This window comes from Agrobacterium sp. CCNWLW155 (genome assembly GCF_036888815.1).
Taxonomy (GTDB): Bacteria; Pseudomonadota; Alphaproteobacteria; order Rhizobiales; family Rhizobiaceae; genus Agrobacterium; species Agrobacterium radiobacter.
The window spans coordinates 1-15052 of sequence record NZ_JBAKFW010000019.1 but is presented as its reverse complement, the minus strand read 5'-3'; the positions used below and the strand labels follow the sequence as shown (position 1 = coordinate 15052).

The 15052-nt window shown below is 59.3% G+C and carries 15 protein-coding genes and 1 pseudogene; 7 read left to right on the top strand and 9 right to left on the bottom strand.

The features are described 5' to 3' along the window. Positions 1-11: 11 nt before the first annotated feature. Positions 12-911, bottom strand: a complete 900-nt coding sequence (locus tag V6S97_RS26675; protein WP_334428090.1) for a LysR family transcriptional regulator — start codon at positions 909-911, stop codon at positions 12-14. Between the two features lie 95 nt (positions 912-1006). On the opposite strand from V6S97_RS26675, the gene V6S97_RS26670 reads away from it, so the two are divergent. Both V6S97_RS26670 and V6S97_RS26665 read left to right on the top strand, forming a co-directional pair. Next, positions 1007-1840: an SDR family oxidoreductase gene (locus V6S97_RS26670; protein ID WP_060726635.1), complete on the top strand. Its 834-nt coding sequence runs from the start codon at positions 1007-1009 to the stop codon at positions 1838-1840. 49 nt (positions 1841-1889) lie between these two features. Next, positions 1890-2384, top strand: a complete 495-nt coding sequence (locus V6S97_RS26665) for a lipocalin-like domain-containing protein (protein WP_223569131.1) — start codon at positions 1890-1892, stop codon at positions 2382-2384. 669 nt (positions 2385-3053) lie between these two features. On the opposite strand, the gene V6S97_RS26660 is transcribed toward V6S97_RS26665, so the two are convergent. Beyond that, positions 3054-3974, bottom strand: coding sequence for a LysR family transcriptional regulator (locus V6S97_RS26660; protein WP_334428089.1), 921 nt, complete (start codon positions 3972-3974; stop codon positions 3054-3056). Positions 3975-4138: 164 nt separating this feature from the next. Between V6S97_RS26660 and V6S97_RS26655 the strand changes: the two genes are divergently transcribed. The 3 genes and pseudogenes from V6S97_RS26655 to V6S97_RS26645 all read left to right on the top strand — a co-directional run bounded on the left by V6S97_RS26655 (position 4139) and on the right by V6S97_RS26645 (position 6878). Then, positions 4139-5131, top strand: a complete 993-nt coding sequence (locus tag V6S97_RS26655) for an MBL fold metallo-hydrolase (protein WP_223569150.1) — start codon at positions 4139-4141, stop codon at positions 5129-5131. Between the two features lie 30 nt (positions 5132-5161). Then, positions 5162-6244 carry an aldo/keto reductase gene (locus tag V6S97_RS26650; protein WP_334428088.1) on the top strand — a complete coding sequence of 361 codons (1083 nt, stop codon included), beginning with the start codon at positions 5162-5164 and terminating at the stop codon, positions 6242-6244. A 49-nt stretch (positions 6245-6293) separates the two neighbouring features. Continuing rightward, positions 6294-6878, top strand: a pseudogene (locus tag V6S97_RS26645) (dioxygenase family protein). A gap of 312 nt (positions 6879-7190) precedes the next feature. On the opposite strand, the gene V6S97_RS26640 reads toward V6S97_RS26645, so the two are convergent. The 5 genes from V6S97_RS26640 to V6S97_RS26620 form a co-directional block, all read right to left on the bottom strand. Next, positions 7191-7364 (bottom strand): DapH/DapD/GlmU-related protein, encoded by a 174-nt coding sequence (locus V6S97_RS26640; RefSeq protein ID WP_334428105.1) that lies wholly within the window; start codon positions 7362-7364, stop codon positions 7191-7193. A 422-nt stretch (positions 7365-7786) separates the two neighbouring features. After that, positions 7787-9331 (bottom strand): gamma-glutamyltransferase family protein, encoded by a 1545-nt coding sequence (locus tag V6S97_RS26635; protein ID WP_334428103.1) that lies wholly within the window; start codon positions 9329-9331, stop codon positions 7787-7789. Between the two features lie 98 nt (positions 9332-9429). Then, positions 9430-10452 carry an ABC transporter substrate-binding protein gene (locus V6S97_RS26630; protein WP_334428087.1) on the bottom strand — a complete coding sequence of 341 codons (1023 nt, stop codon included), beginning with the start codon at positions 10450-10452 and terminating at the stop codon, positions 9430-9432. 29 nt (positions 10453-10481) lie between these two features. Next, positions 10482-11255: an ABC transporter permease gene (locus V6S97_RS26625; RefSeq protein WP_060726640.1), complete on the bottom strand. Its 774-nt coding sequence runs from the start codon at positions 11253-11255 to the stop codon at positions 10482-10484. Positions 11256-11258: 3 nt separating this feature from the next. After that, complete coding sequence (locus V6S97_RS26620) at positions 11259-12098, bottom strand: ABC transporter ATP-binding protein (RefSeq protein WP_060726672.1); 840 nt, start codon at positions 12096-12098, stop codon at positions 11259-11261. Positions 12099-12331: 233 nt separating this feature from the next. On the opposite strand from V6S97_RS26620, the gene V6S97_RS26615 reads away from it, so the two are divergent. Continuing rightward, the gene (locus V6S97_RS26615; RefSeq protein ID WP_111796990.1) at positions 12332-13036 is read left to right on the top strand and encodes a GntR family transcriptional regulator; all 705 of its coding nucleotides are present in this window, start codon (positions 12332-12334) and stop codon (positions 13034-13036) included. Positions 13037-13065: 29 nt separating this feature from the next. Here V6S97_RS26615 and V6S97_RS26610 read toward each other — a convergent pair whose 3' ends face one another. Next, entirely contained in the window at positions 13066-13464 is a 399-nt protein-coding gene (locus V6S97_RS26610) for a nuclear transport factor 2 family protein (RefSeq protein WP_334428086.1), read from the bottom strand. 81 nt (positions 13465-13545) lie between these two features. On the opposite strand from V6S97_RS26610, the gene V6S97_RS26605 reads away from it, so the two are divergent. After that, entirely contained in the window at positions 13546-14802 is a 1257-nt protein-coding gene (locus tag V6S97_RS26605) for an amidohydrolase family protein (protein WP_334428085.1), read from the top strand. Positions 14803-14850: 48 nt separating this feature from the next. Here V6S97_RS26605 and V6S97_RS26600 read toward each other — a convergent pair. Beyond that, positions 14851-15052 (bottom strand): hypothetical protein (locus V6S97_RS26600; RefSeq protein ID WP_334428084.1); only part of this gene is annotated, 202 nt, incomplete at its 5' end.

The window sequence follows — 15052 nt, the reverse complement described above, 5'->3', positions numbered from 1 at the left end:
CTGCCCCTTCCTTATCGTGACTTGTCCACCTCGCGCAGGAGGTCGATGAAGGCTCGTAGTGGTGACGGAACGTGCCGGCTGCGCGGGTAATAGAGCGCCAGCCCCGGTGTGGGCGGGCACCAATCATCAAGTACGGTCACCAATTGACCGGACGCCAGAAACGGCTGCGCGAAATAGTCGGGCACATAGGCGATACCGCGCCCATCTACCGCCGCCTGCACGAGAAGATCATTGTCATCGAGGGTGAGATTGCCTGGGACGTCTATCGCCACTTCGGCGCCGCGTTTTGAGAACTCCCAGCGATAGCGCTTCCCGCTCGGCAGACGCTGGCGGATGCAGCGGTGCGCGAAAAGGTCGTCGGGCGTGTGCGGCCTTGCTCTGCCCTCGAGGTAGGATGGCGCTGCCACGGCGATGAAACGCACGTCGCCGCCGAACTTCACCGCGACCATGTCTTTCGGAACAGCTTCCAGCAGGCGGATGCCGGCGTCGAAGCCCTGCTCCACGATATCGATGAGCCGACCTTCCGAAACCAGATCAAGCTCGACGTCGGGATAGAGATCTAGAAATCGCGGAACGACATGGATGAGCAGGATGCGCGCGCCGCTCTTGTTCGCATTGATCCGCAGCGAGCCGCTTGGGGTACCGCGTTCCTCGGATATGGTATCGAGTGCTTGATCGAGATCCTGCAGAACCGGGTCCAGTCGTGCGAGCAGGCGAGCGCCAGCCTGGGTCAGCGATACACTACGCGTGGTCCTGTTGAAGAGCCGTATTCCCACTTTTCCCTCGAGTCCGATGATCGCGTGGCTAAGGGCGGAGCGCGAGACGCCCATGATGTCTGCAGCTCTGCGGAAACTCTGGTGATTGGCCACCGCGGCAAAGGCGGCAAGATCGTTCAGGCTAGGGCGTGACATTCGTGATTTATCCTCACCACCTTATCTCAAATTGAAGATCTTATATCACCAATGCTGCTGGCTTACATTCAGAGATGAACAGATCAGGAGTTTCTATGCTAAAAACATGGTTGATTACCGGTGCCTCTTCGGGGCTCGGTCTCGAGATGACACAACAGCTGCTCGATAAGGGACACAGGGTGGTCGCCACTGCCCGTCGTGTGGGTACGCTGACGAAACTTGCGCAGGAATACGGCGGCCGTCTCGATATCGTTGAGCTCGATCTGGTCGAGCCGCGAAGCATTGACTCCGCCGTTAAAGGATCATTCCAACGGCAAGACCGGATAGACGTGATCGTTAGCAACGCCGGCTACGGCCTGTTCGGTGCTGCGGAAGAGCTCACGAATGAGGAGATAGACCGGCAGATCGCCACAAACCTTGTCGGCTCCATCCATTTGATCCGGGCAGCATTGCCTCATCTTCGAAGGCAAGGCGGCGGGCGGATCGTCCAGGTTTCGTCCGAGGGTGGGCAGATCGCCTATCCGGGCTTCAGCCTCTATCACGCGACCAAGTGGGGCATCGAAGGCTTTGTCGAAGCCGTGGCACAGGAGGTGGCGCCTTTCGGCGTCGACTTCATCATCGCCGAGCCCGGGCCGACGGGCACGAATTTCGGAGCCAATCTCGTCCTTGCGGAAACCATGGATGTTTACGATGACACCCCCGCCGGCGCCGTTCGCCGGGCGATCACTGACGGCAGCTTCGAGATCAAGGGCGATGCGGCGCGAACGGTGGCCGCAATCATATCAGCCGCCGAGAGCGAGAAGCCGCCGCTGCGACTGGCGCTGGGCAGCACTGCCTATTCGTCTATCTCGCAGGCGCTTTCCACGCGTCTGTCCGCTCTTGAGGCGCAGCGTGAAGTGGCAGATTCCGCCGACAGGCAGGATCTGTGAACAGCAGCGGTCCGGAAACACGGACCTCGAGAACAGGAAAGAAGATAACATGTCCATTCGACCAGCTATATTGGTTCTCGCCATCAGCGTCTCGTCTTCTGCTTTTGCGCAGACAGCCGCTGAAAACCAGGTCGCAGGCACCTGGCGGATGATGTCGGCAACCATCGATCCTGGTGGCAAAAACATCGCTGCCTATGGAGAAAAGCCCAACGGTCTTCTCGTCTTCACCTCCGACATGCACTTCGTGGAGGTTCTGACCGACGCCGACGTCCCGCGGTTTGCCTCCAATGCTCGCGGTGAGGGAACGGATGATGAAAACCGCATGGCTATGTCACGCAGTATCGGATTTTTCGGAACATACACCGTTGATGAGAAGGGCGAATTCAGCGGAAACCGTGTCGAAGGGGCGACATTTCCGAACTGGGTCGGCAGTGTACGAACACGTGATGATCTAAGGATGGTCGTGGAGGGCGACCGTATGACCGAACAATTTCGCAGGCCGGAAGGCACTGAAGTCAGGATCGAATGGCAGCGTGTCAAATGAGGCACAGAAGGGCGGTCTTCTGTATTAGGGCTCAACCTTACGAGCGTTCGCCCATCGACTACGATCAAAAGCGAAGTTGAGTTGTCCGGAGGAGAGAGCCATGCTTTTCAATCGCCGTTACATGTTCAGGGCAGGAGCCGCAACCGCGCTGGCGTTTCAGCGCCTCAAATCATGACACGCGCCGCCTTCGGGTCCGTCCCGCCGCAATCGGATATAACCAACACGGGATTTTAACGCTTCGTGCCTGGAGGGTTGGGGTGACGTCATCCTTGACGGCATGCCGACCACATCAAAGGACCGATGTAAGGCGATCGTCCGGCGTTCAGCGAGGCGCAATATGTCCTCGGCCAAGCAGAATGGGACTTCTGGGCTTCAACTGACTTTGCGGGAACGCCGGCCACCATGTATGCGACGGCCATTCGGAGAACGATCCTTCCACTCAGAGCAAAGTTGGCCTTCATCGGTGCGGATACATCGATAGCGCCAAGTATCACAAGCATGACCGCCGCCTGACCCACATCGCGGCAGACCGTAGCCTGTGCGGGATTCACCGACTGGATCCGCGACAATGGCAAGACATCGAAGCCTCGCGCAAAGAGTTCGATGCGGCCGAACAATGCCGAATTTGGAGGAAGCTTCGATCTGCTTCTACGAAAGCTTCTGGCCAAGTCACCGCGGTTCGAGGACGTCCTTCGCGCTCCAGTCGTAGCTTCTCATGTAATCGAGGAACGCACGCATGGCCGCGCTCGGAAGGCGGCGGCTGGGGTAATATAGGAACCAGTGTGGCAGGGTGGGGCTCCAGTCGGAGAGTAGCTCTACCAGTCGGCCATCTTGAAGGTATGGTCTGGCGTAGTCATCGAAGACATGTGCAATACCTCTGCCGGCCAGGGCAGCCTGTAGTTCATTGTGCGCTGAACTGACCGTCAGGCGGCCCGTTGGGGTGACTTCGATCTCCTCGTCGCCTTCGGCAAATCGCCAGGTGACAAGCGTGCCTCCGGGGAAGCGACGCTTGACACAGTCATGATGGACAAGTTCATGCGGCGTCTCTGGTTCTCCGCACCTGTTGATATATTCAGGCGAAGCGACGATTGCATAACGGAGCGCGGGGCCAAGCGGGAGAGCGATCATGTCCTGCGCCAGTTGTTTGCCGAACCTGACGCCGGCATCGAAACCCTGTTCCACGATGTCGATGACGGCTGCATCGCTGATGATTTCGATCTTCACCTCGCGGTATACCTCCATAAAATCGAAAGCCAGTGGGCAGAGGAAGTGATCGACTGCCGGCGCCGGTGCGTTGATCCTGAGGGTCCCTGACGGGCTATCGCGCAATTCATCGACCTCTGCGATAGCGAGCCTGATGTCGCTCAAAGCAGGCGCGAGACGCTCCAGAAGACGCTGTCCTGCCTCCGTCGGAGACACGCTCCTTGTCGTTCGATTAAGAAGCCGGATGCCCAGAGCCTCCTCCAGAGCATTCATTGTTTGGCTTAAGGCCGATGAAGAGATGCCCCGCTCGAGTGCTGCCGCGCGGAAGCCGCCACAGCGCACGATGGCAACAAACACGTCGAAACTGTCTAGCCGAATGGGATCCATTGCGAAGTTTTTCTAATCAAGTTGATAAACTTATTGCAGGTTATCAGATCAATGGCGCCGTGTCATGATCCCGCTAACTGAAGAGGCTCCGGCAACTCTCTCCTCGCTTCGGTCTGATCGAGAAGCAAGACGAGGCAGGACGCCCAATGAAGAAGGAAAGACAGATGAATGCCTTCACTCTCAACAGACGCGCCATCATGCTGTCCGCTGTTGCAGGCGCGTCAAGCATGATCCTCCCGAGCCTGGGCGGTTCGGACAGTGCCCACGCCCAGACGTCTTCACCAGCAGCCGCCAACGCCGGTTATTATCGCTTCCGCGTCGGAGAGATAAGCGCAATGGTCTTGAGTGACGGCGTGATTGGTGGTCCGCCACGCATTTACGCCAGTGATGCCCCGGAAGCCGAGCTTCAGGACGTGCTGCGACAGGCATTTCTGCCGACCGACCACATGACGCTTAACCTCAACACGCTGCTGATCGAAACTGGTGGCCGGCGGATTCTGATCGAAGCCGGCGCCGGCAAGACCATGGGCCCAAATGGCGGCCGCATCTTCGATAACCTCTCGGCAATCGGCCTTGACGCTTCTGACATTGATGCGATCGTCATCTCGCATACCCACCCCGACCACGTCGGCAACTTGAGAACTGCAGACGGCGGCAAGGCCTTCCCCCGCGCCACTGTTTTTGTCCCGAAGGCGGACTGGGACTTCTTTGTTCGCACCGATCCGGATCTCTCCTATATGCCTGTGCCAGAGGATTTCCGGAGGCGATTTGCGGCAAACATCAAGAACAGCCTTGAGCCGTTCAGGAACGATGTCGAACTATATGAGGCCGGCGCCGAGATTGTGCCGGGTCTGGCGACGATCGTCGCGTCCGGCCACACTCCAGGCATGGCCACCTTCCTCGTTCATTCCGGAAATGACCAGTTGCTGCTGACCGCAGACCTTGCCTATCACCCTGTCGTCAACGTCGACAGACCTTGGGTGCCGGGCCCCGACCGCGACAAGGAAACAGCCCTTTCCTCCCGTCGCCGCATTTTTGACAGGGCGGCTACCGAGCGTATGCCGGTTCTTGGCTTTCATTATCCTTTCCCGGGTCTCGGCCGAATGCTGAAGACTGATGGCGGCTATGCTTGGGTCCCCGCCAACTGGCAATTTTGAAGTCAACAACAATCGAGCAGGAAATCTCCTATGAATCAGTCAAAGATCAATCGTCGCGGCTTTCTCGGCACGGTGGGTGCAGCGGCAACCGGGCTTGCACTCGCCAGCAGCACGACCGCGCAGGCCCAGGAAACGAATGCGTCGTCGGCCGCACCTGCTTCTTACCCGGCGGTGCTGACCCGCACCTTGCCTCGCACCGGCGAACGGGTCACAGCTCTCGGTCTCGGAACCTTTCTGACATTTGATTTAAAGCCGGGTGATCGCCGCGATGCCCTGCGACAGGTATTTGAGCGGTACGCCGCCGCAGGGGGGCGCCTGGTCGACACATCGCCGCTCTACGGTTCGGCAGAAGTCAGCGTCGGCCAGTTCATGGGCGAATTTGAACGATCTGACGAAATGTTCCTCGCCAATAAGGTCTGGTCGACAGGCGAGTATCTTGGAGACGAAAGCCACGCCGTTGAGAGCTTTCGACAATCACGCATTCGGACATGGAGAGACACGATCAATCTCATGCAGTGCCATAGCATCACCAATGCCCCCGTCATCATCCCGCTGATGAAGGCATGGAAAAAGGAAGGTCTCGTCCGCCATGTCGGCGTGACCCATCACGAGTCGGTGGCACAGGACCAGTTGCTGGCGATTGTCCAGCGCGACGATGTCGATTTCATCCAGACCAATTACTCGATCTTTAACCGCGACGCCGAGCGCCGCCTTCTGCCTGCCGCCGCCGACAAGGGTGTTGGCGTCCTGATCAATCTGCCGCTTGAAAAGGCGCGGCTGATGAAGGTGGTCGAGGGGCAACCGCTTCCCCGGTTCGCTTCCGAGTTCGGAGCGACCAGCTGGGCTCAGTTCTTTCTGAAATGGGTCATGGCACACCCTGCCGTCACGAGCGTGCTCTGCGGTACGTCAAACCCTGACCATATGAGTGACAATGTCCAGGCGATGACAGGCCCGCTTCCGGACGAGCGCATGCGTGCTCGGATGGTCGCGCATATGGAAACAATTCCCGGGTTCGGCTCCATTGGTACGATGCCGTGGTACCCGGGCAAGGAGAATATGTATTCCGGCCTCATCCGCGAGGCACAGGCCAACGCGGCGCAGCGCCTGCGGTAAAATACGCGGGCAGCTCGCCCTTGAACTCACGGCACCGGGAGATATAGACTTGCCCTCCACCAGACGTTCTCTTCTAACCGCATTTCTAACGTTGCCTGTCATTGATACCGCGCACTCGACGGTGTTTGCACAGACTACTTCCGAGCTGCCGCCGACCCCGCACTGTCCTGCCGGAGAAGAACCGACGCTTGAACGGGAGGCCGGTCCCTTCTTCAAGCCGAATTCACCGCTCGAGCGCGATCTTTATTCCAGCGCACCCCGTGGTGAGCGGATCACCGTTGCCGGGTTCGTCTTCGACAATCGCTGCCGGCCGCTCGCCGGCAGCCTTGTCGAGATTTGGCATGCGGATGAGAAAGGTGACTATGATAGCGTTGGTTTTCGCCTGCGCGGGCATCAGTTCACCGACGCCCAAGGGCGCTAGTGGTTCAACACCATCATACCTGCGCTTTATCCCGGCCGAACACGTTACTTCCATGTCAAAGTCCAGCGCCCGGGCGGGCGACTTCTGACGACACAACTATTTTTCCCTGGTGAAAACAGAAATGCGGGAGACCGGCTGTTTCACCACGCGCTCCTCCTCGACCTTAAGAAAACGGACGACGGACAGTTTGCGCAGTTCGACTTCGTGATCTGAGCCACGAAACGCAGCGTAAGCGCCGGCGTTTAGCCGGGCATGACGTCCATTCGCGATCAAGACAACCGTTGCAATGGCTGGCTGGCTAGCGTACCAGGTTCCCGTGCTCGCGGTAATCTATACTCTGCTTGATCACTCAAACAGACAACAAATGGGACTAAACCTCGCGAGCAGCGACGTCGCCGGCCTTGCGAGTGCGATAATCAATTGTCGGAAGAATATGTCTCGATCACGTGGCCGTCAGGTTTCTGACGAGAAGCTTGATGTCCAGGCGATGCGGGGATGACTTAATAATCCCGATGATCTCGAAGATCACGGTATCCACTGAACGCTGTCTTTTATGACCCTGGCCGGGTTGCCCGCGGCCACAGTGCCCGCAGGGACGTCTCTCGTAACGATGGCACCGGCCGCGACAACGGCGCCATCGCCGATAGTAACGCCCTTGAGAATGACGGCTCGCATTCCGATCCAGACGTGATTTCCGATCCTAATGGGCGCCTTCTCCGGCCGGCCAACGATCGAATGTCCGTCCCAGTCGCGGATGATTACCTGGTCAGCGATGAAAACCTCTTCACCGATGGTGATTTCGTAGCCACATGAGATCCAGGAATGACGGTTGGCGCAGCCGGCAGATGTTCGCCTCTCAGGACGAATTCCTCGGACTGATGTTCATGCATCTCACCCAACAGCTCTGTGCCGTAGATCATCGTCTTCGGCTGAGTTGGGAGCACTCGGCCCTGAGATGAGCGCAACCTCCATCGCAAGTTTCGAAGAGCAGTGGCAAGATCAGGATTTGCTGTTCACGAAAATCGCGCCGATGGCCGGAAAACCGTTTGATACTCTTTGAGGGCTGGGAGGACTCCATGTTGCGAACTGTTGCTCTATCATGGAAACCGCGTTGCCGATTTTCAATTTGTGGAAACACAAATAGCGACGCCTTCCCCACGCGGATCGTGGGATCCAATAATCCTCCCTTCATCCTGGATGCAGATGACACCGGCCTGGCCGAAAATCGGCGAAAGTGCCGGCAGCGACGAGACGTCATGCCCGAGCGCAGCGAGTTCCTGAATGATGTTTCCGCCAAGCGACTGCTCAACCTTCAGGCTGTTGTGGACGTCGGAAAAGGTGCGCCCAAGCAGAAAACGAGGCTGGGCCAGAGCCTGTGTGGGTGTCATGCCGTAGTCGAGCAGGCCGGTGAGCAGCAGCGACAATGTCTGCGGCTGGCCATCGGCCCCTTGCGTTCCGTAAAGCATATGGGGCACTCCATCCTTGAATGCGATGCCGGGGTTCAGGGTGTAGAACGGGCGCTTTCCTGGCCGGATGGCGTTCGGATGGCGGGGCGCAACTGAAAACGCCGCGCCACGGTTCTGCCAGATGATTCCGCTATCGCCCACGACCACGCCGCTGCCCCAGTCGAAATAGGTACTCTGAAGCACGCTTGCACAGCGTCCTTGCTCGTCGGTTGCCGCAAAGAAGACCGTGTCGCCATGCTGGTAAGGATGCGGCCACTCGAGGGCCCGCTGGCGGTCGATGGCCCGGGCTTTCTTCTCAAGTCGCATCGGGTCAAGAAGGCCGGGGGTATTGTCGTCAACAAAATCCGGATCGGCGATGTGTTCGCGATCGAGGAACGCCTGTTTCACGGCTTCAACCAAAAGATGGTATCGCGCTGCGCTTGACGACGGCAGTGCCGCCAGATCCAACCGGGACAGAATGCCAAGGATTGCGAGCGTGGAAACCCCCTGCGTCGGCGGGGGCGGCGCGAGCAGTGTTACGCCGCGATAGTCCTGCGACACGGGTTCGGCATCGCGGGTGCGGGTAAGCTGCAAATCGGCGGCAGTGAGCGGCGACCCTAGCGAAGCCATCGCCTCTCCGAGGCGTGCCGCCAACTCTCCCTCATAGAAGGAGCGGTGGCCATGCTCGGCGATATGGCGAAGCGTCCGAGCGAGTGAACTTTGCGTGAAGATACCCCTGCTTCCGGGATGATCAAATGCGGCCGCGAAACCCGGCCAGCCGGCTATCTCGGCGCGTCTGAATTCGAGCCAGAAATCTTGCGAGTGACTCGGCCGGTAGCCGTTTTCCGCCAAGGCGATAGCCGGCGTCAGGAGATCTGAAAGCTGCTCGCACCCTTGCCAATGCTGCTGCCCAAATGTCAGGGCATGCCCCCAGCTATCCACCGCGCAGGCGGTCGTGATCATGGAAGCGGAGCCACGCAACGGGATCGGCGTATGATGATCAGGAAGGACCGCCGCGGCCTGACCTATCCCGAGAAACGACCGGCGGAGGCCTTGTCTGTCTGCAACCAGCCAGACAGCATCGCCGCCCAGACCGCAAAAATGCGGCATCACCACCGCAAGTGTCGCGGCAATCGCAACGGCAGCCTCGATAGCGTTGCCGCCGCGCCTCAGCACCGCTGCGCCGGCTTCGCTTGCCAGGGGATGCGGACTGGTGACCATTCCCGGCCGGGCTGCTTGCGGCACATTTAGCGACATGAAATTTCCTCTCTTCATGGCCTGGCCGGACATTTCCGGCCAGGGAGGCTTATTTCCGCCAATCAGTCGATCTTGTAGACGAGCTTGCGCTCGGCCAACGACGGCAGGAACTGACGCGAGAAGACATTCTCCGGCTTCGGCTTCGACGGTAGCTGGTAGCCTTCGGCAACGATATCGATCGAGCGGGCCAGGCGGGCGTCATCGACATCGCCAAGGCCGAGCTTGTCGACTTCAGGCGAGATGATCAGGTTCTCGTAGGAGAATTTCATGCGCGCCAATTCGAGCTCTTCCTTGGCGAGATTGTCATAGGCCATGATGGCCTCGATGCCTGCCCTGGAATTGCCGGCGATTTCCCTGGTGGCCCTATTGACCGCGCGCACCAAACCTTCCACGGCCTTCGGGTTTTCCTTGACGAGTTTCTGCGACACCATCATGCCGTTGGCATAGAGATCCAGGCCATAATCGCCGAAGGATAGCCAGTTATAGTCCTTTGCCGGGTCCTGGCGGTTGTTGATGAGGTTGAACCAGCTGGTGATATTGAAGACCAGCGCGCCGTCGATATCGCCCTTGATCAGCATCGGCTCCTGCAGGTTGGGGCCCATGTTCTCTATTGCGACCTTGGTCATGTCGACCTTGTTGATCGAACCGAGCACGTTGACGAGGCGGGTGGTGGGCGTGCCCTGTGCGCCGCCGAGCTTCTTGCCTTCCAGATCGGCCGGCTTGGTGATGTTGCTTTCCTTCTTGCTGACGATGGCGAAGGGCGGCTTGCTCCAGAGCTGGTAGACCATGACCGGCACTTCGTTCGGCCGGGTGGCGGCATTCTGGATGATGGCATTGATATCACCGAAGCCGGCATCGTAGACGCCCGACATGATGCGGGTGACCGTGGCGGCCGAACCCTCGCCCTGGTCGATCGTGACATTGAGGCCTTCATCCTTGAAGTAGCCCTTCTGCATGGCGAGAAGGAAGGGGGCGTCCGAGCCTTGCGTCTTCCAGCCGAGGGTGAACTTGATATCCGTGTCAGCCCGGGCGACACCGCCGAGGCAAAGGCCAAGCGCAAGAGTCGAGATCAGTTTCTTCAGCATGTCTGGCTCCATTTGTTTTGAGTAGATATTCAGGCGGCAGTGAAATCCTGGCCGCGGACGGCCCAGCCCGTGACGCGTGCCTCGATGAGCGAGAACGCGACGTAGAGAAGCACACCCAGAAGGGCGAGGATGAAAAGGCCGGCAAAGACCAGCGGCACATCGAAATTGGACGAGGCCGACATCATGACATTGCCGATGCCGCGGTTCGAGGCGACGGTTTCCGACAGGACGGAGCCGACGAAAGCGAAGGTGACGGCAATCTTCAGCGAGGCGAAAAAGAAGGGCATCGTGCGTGGCAGGCCGACATTCCACAGGATGTCGAGCTTGCTGGCGCCGAGCGATTTCAGGACGTCCTCCAGTTCCGGCTCGGTTGTCGCAAGGCCGGTGGCGATGTTGACGACTATCGGGAAGAAACACATGGCGAGCGCGGTCAGGATTGCAGGCACCGACCCGGAGCCGAACCACAGAACGAAGACCGGCACGACCGCGACCTTGGGGATCGACGAGAAACCGATCAGCAGCGGATAGGCCGTATCATAGGCCGTGCGCGACACGCCGATCGCAGCACCGATGACGACGCCGACGACTACGCCGAGGACAAAGCCGACCATCGTTGTCCAGAGCGTCTGGATGATATGCGGCATGAGGATGGGCAAGCGGTCGATGAGCGTCTCGAAGACCTGACTCGGACGAGGCAGGACGAGATCGGACACCTGCAGTACGAGGCAGAGGATCTCCCACAGGCCAAAGAAGGCGACGATGAGGGCGGCGGCCCAGAAGCGGCGGCGTAATGCATAGCTCATGGATCAGGCTCCCTGGATTGCGGTGTCGGAGCGGGCATCGATGATGAGTTCGCGCAGACGCTGGTTGAGCGCAACGAAATCGTGCTCGAAGGTCATCTCAATGGTGCGGGGGCGATGGAAATCGACCGTACTGTCATCAATGATGCGACCGGGCCTTGCGCTCATGACGCAGATACGTGAAGCGAGGAAGCCCGCTTCCTTCAGGTCATGAGTGATGAGCAGGACGGTCGGCTTGCGTTTCATCCAGAGCGACTGCATCGTGCCCCATAGTTCTTCGCGGGTAAATTGATCAAGCGCGCCAAAAGGTTCGTCGAGCAGGAGCAGGCTCGGTTCGTGGACGAGCGCGCGGCACAGATTGGCGCGCTGGAGCATGCCGCCGGAAAGCTGCCACGGATAGTGGTTGGCAAATTTGTCGAGCCCGACATCCGCAAGCAGTGCACGCACCCGGTCGCGGAACTCGTCGTTCTTCTTCGCCCGGTATTCGGAACGGAACGGCTTCACGATCTTGAGCGGCAACATGACATTGCGCTCGATCGTCAGCCAGGGGAGCATGGTCGGGTTCTGGAAGGCCATGCCGATGCGCAGCGCCTTGGCGCCGACTTCGCGGCCACCGACGATGACCGCGCCCCTGGTCGGCTGCAGCAGGCCGGCGGCGAGCCGCATAATCGTGGACTTGCCACAGCCGGACGGGCCGACGAGTGCCACGAATTCGCCATCGGCAATGCGCAGGCTGGTCTCCTGCAGCGCAACGACGGCTTTTTCCTGTCGGCCGAAGGAGACCGCGGCCTGGGAGAGCTCCACAGCGGGAGGGGCGTATGTCGTCGGTTGAGGAACAGTCAGCATCAGATCACCATTGAAAGTGTTTCGAAAAAGTGCATGCAATGAGCGTGCCAGATTCCATGAATTCGGAATCATTGCGTTCCAGCATGGATTAATTGGCCGTGAAAGTGGATGCACTAATTGTATGCATTTATTTTGCGCATTTTCGATTTGATTTGCATTTAAATGCGGCAGTGTGCCGAGTTGATCTTTGCCGTCGCCTCGCTTATCGATTGACCAGAAGAAGAGGGTTCGTGATGACGGGCAGCAAGGGTTCGGCAAGAAGTGAAGGGGATCGCGTTGCGGCGATCTGTACGGGCTTGCGCCGTGCCATCATCGAGCGGGCGCTGCACCCGGGTGACCGGCTGCCGGAGGATTCGCTCGGTGAGCGGTTCGGTGTCAGTCGCACTATTGCCCGCCATGCGCTCGGCCAGCTTGCGGCGGAAGGTCTTGTCGATCTGCGGCGCAACCGCATCGCTGTGGTCGCCACGCCGTCCTTCGAGGATGCTCGGGATATTTTCGACATCCGTCTTGATCTGGAAAAGCAGGTGGTGAGGCGTCTCGCGGGCAAGCTGACGGATGCGCAGGCAAAGCAGCTGAAAGCAATCGTCGAGGCCGAGCACGGCGCGCGGCACGGGCCTGAAGGTGCTTCGATCCGGCTCGCCACCGAGTTTCATGTGCTTCTGGCGGAGATGACCGGCAAGCCGATCCTGATCCGTTATGTCACGGAAATCTGCTATCGCGCAGGCCTGTCGCTTGCCGTCTTCGGACGACCGCATTCCTCCGACTGCGCAGTCAGCGAACATCTCGAATTGATCGAGGCGATCCGCACCGGGCCGGCGGAAAAGGCGGAGGCGATGATGGGTGAGCATCTGGAGGCGGTTGCCTCGCGGGCATTGCTGCAAAGCTCGGGCGCCAAGCCACGCGACTTGATGGATATCCTGGCGCCCTATGCAGACTGAAAAGGCCTGATGGCCCCTTCAACGGTCATTCAGCGGGCGATGGACGGGTCGAGTATCCATTCGGCGCTGTCGTTCCAGACGTCGGTGTCGATGATCAGGCCGTCGCGTACCGTGAACCGGTCGATATAGCGGTTGTTGTCGAAAGGGGTGCCGTCCGGCCATTCGCCGTGGAGATAGCCCAGGCTGTAGATGATGGTTTCGGTTTCGCCCGGCACGACGTCATAGCGCTCTATGCGTTTTTTCACCAATTTGTAGCGGGAGGCATTGAAGCTGGTCGGGCCGCTTGGCGTGTCAAAAAGCCGGTTGCCGGTGAAGCGGCAGGTGAAGCCGGGAGCGACATAGGTCGCGGCGCGAACCGGATCGGGCGCCATGGAGGCAGCGAGATAGTCCTTTACTGCCTGCAGGTCGCGTTCTGTTGTCTCGTGCATCGATATCTCCAGGGGTGTTGCGAATTTTGTATCAAAAGTGCATACAGTAAGTGTTACAAAAATTTCCCCTCGGGTCGCAATATGTCATTTCAAGAATCCTTCGATCTCGTGCTGCGTGACGTGCGCCTGAGGGGGCGTGCCTTGCTGCAGGATATAGGCATCATCGATGGCCGCATCGCCGCCATCGGCCGGATCGCCGCCGCGGCGGGCCGCGAGGATGAGCCGATTGGCGGGCGGCTGGTGCTGCCGGGCTTCGTCGACACTCATGTGCATCTCGACAAGTCCTGTCTGCTCTGCCGTTGCGGCAACGCCGGAGGTGGGCTGAAGGGGGCGATTGCCGCGGTTGCCCGTCTGAAGCGGGACTATACGGTCGACGACGTCTATGCCCGCGGGGCGCGGACGATAGAGATGGCGATTGCCAAAGGTACGATGCATATGCGCACCCATGTGGAGGTCGATCCGCGGGCGGGTCTGCGCAGCTTCGAGGCGATGAAGCGGCTGAGACGGGATTATGCCTTCGCGCTCGATCTTACCATCTGCGTCTTCCCGCAGGAAGGGCTGACCAACGATCCTGGCACGGAGGACCTGCTGGAGCAGGCGCTTGGGGAGGGTGCGGACCTTCTCGGTGGCTGCCCCTATACCGACAGTGATCCGTCCGGCCACATGGAACGGCTTTTCGCCATGGCCAAGCGGCATGACGTGGATCTGGATTTTCATCTGGATTTCGACCTCGATCCGAGCTGGGGGCATCTGGAGGAGATTTGCGAGCGGACGGAGGGGGCCGATTGGCGGGGCAGGGTGACTGTCGGTCACGCCACCAAGCTTGCGACGATGGACGAGGCAGCATTCGAACGTCGGGTTTCGCGGTTGCGCCAGGCGGGCGTCGGGGTGACGGCGCTGCCGTCGACCGATCTCTATCTGAACGGCCGGGAAGCCGGCTTTCGCGCCGTTCGAGGTATTGCACCCGTGCATATACTGAGGGATCGGGGCGTCACCGCATCCATCGCCAGCAACAATATTCTCAACCCGTTCACGCCCTTCGGCGACTGTTCGCTGCTGCGCATGGCCAATCTCTACGCCAATGTCATGCATCTCGGGCCGGAGGACTTTGCAGCCTGTCTGGATCTTGTCTCGGAGGATGCAGCCCGATTGATGCGGATCGAAGGCTACGGGCTGGCTGTCGGGGCGATAGCCGATATCGTCGTCATGGAAGGCGAGGATGAGACCGAGGTCTTCGGCGGGCTGCGCGAACCTGCTATGGGTTTCAAGCGCGGGCGTAAGAGTTTTACAAGGCCGGCCGTGACGTTGCTCCGGCCTCGACAGAACCATAGTCTGTAACAATTGAAGATAGAGTAGCGGGCACCTGTGCAGGTGCTCATGGTAGTCTTAAATAGGGAAACTTACGCGGGAAGCGGCTTGATCACGCTCGGCAATGTAATCACCAATGAAGGTTTCTGCCATTATCAAAATTCTACTTTTAGCGATTCCGTGGCACACGTCGACTGTTCTATGAGCCGCAGGCTTTAGAGGAGTTGCGGTTGAGGTCAGTTCGGACGCCAAACGCCAAGCCATGGTCTTCCTGATTTCG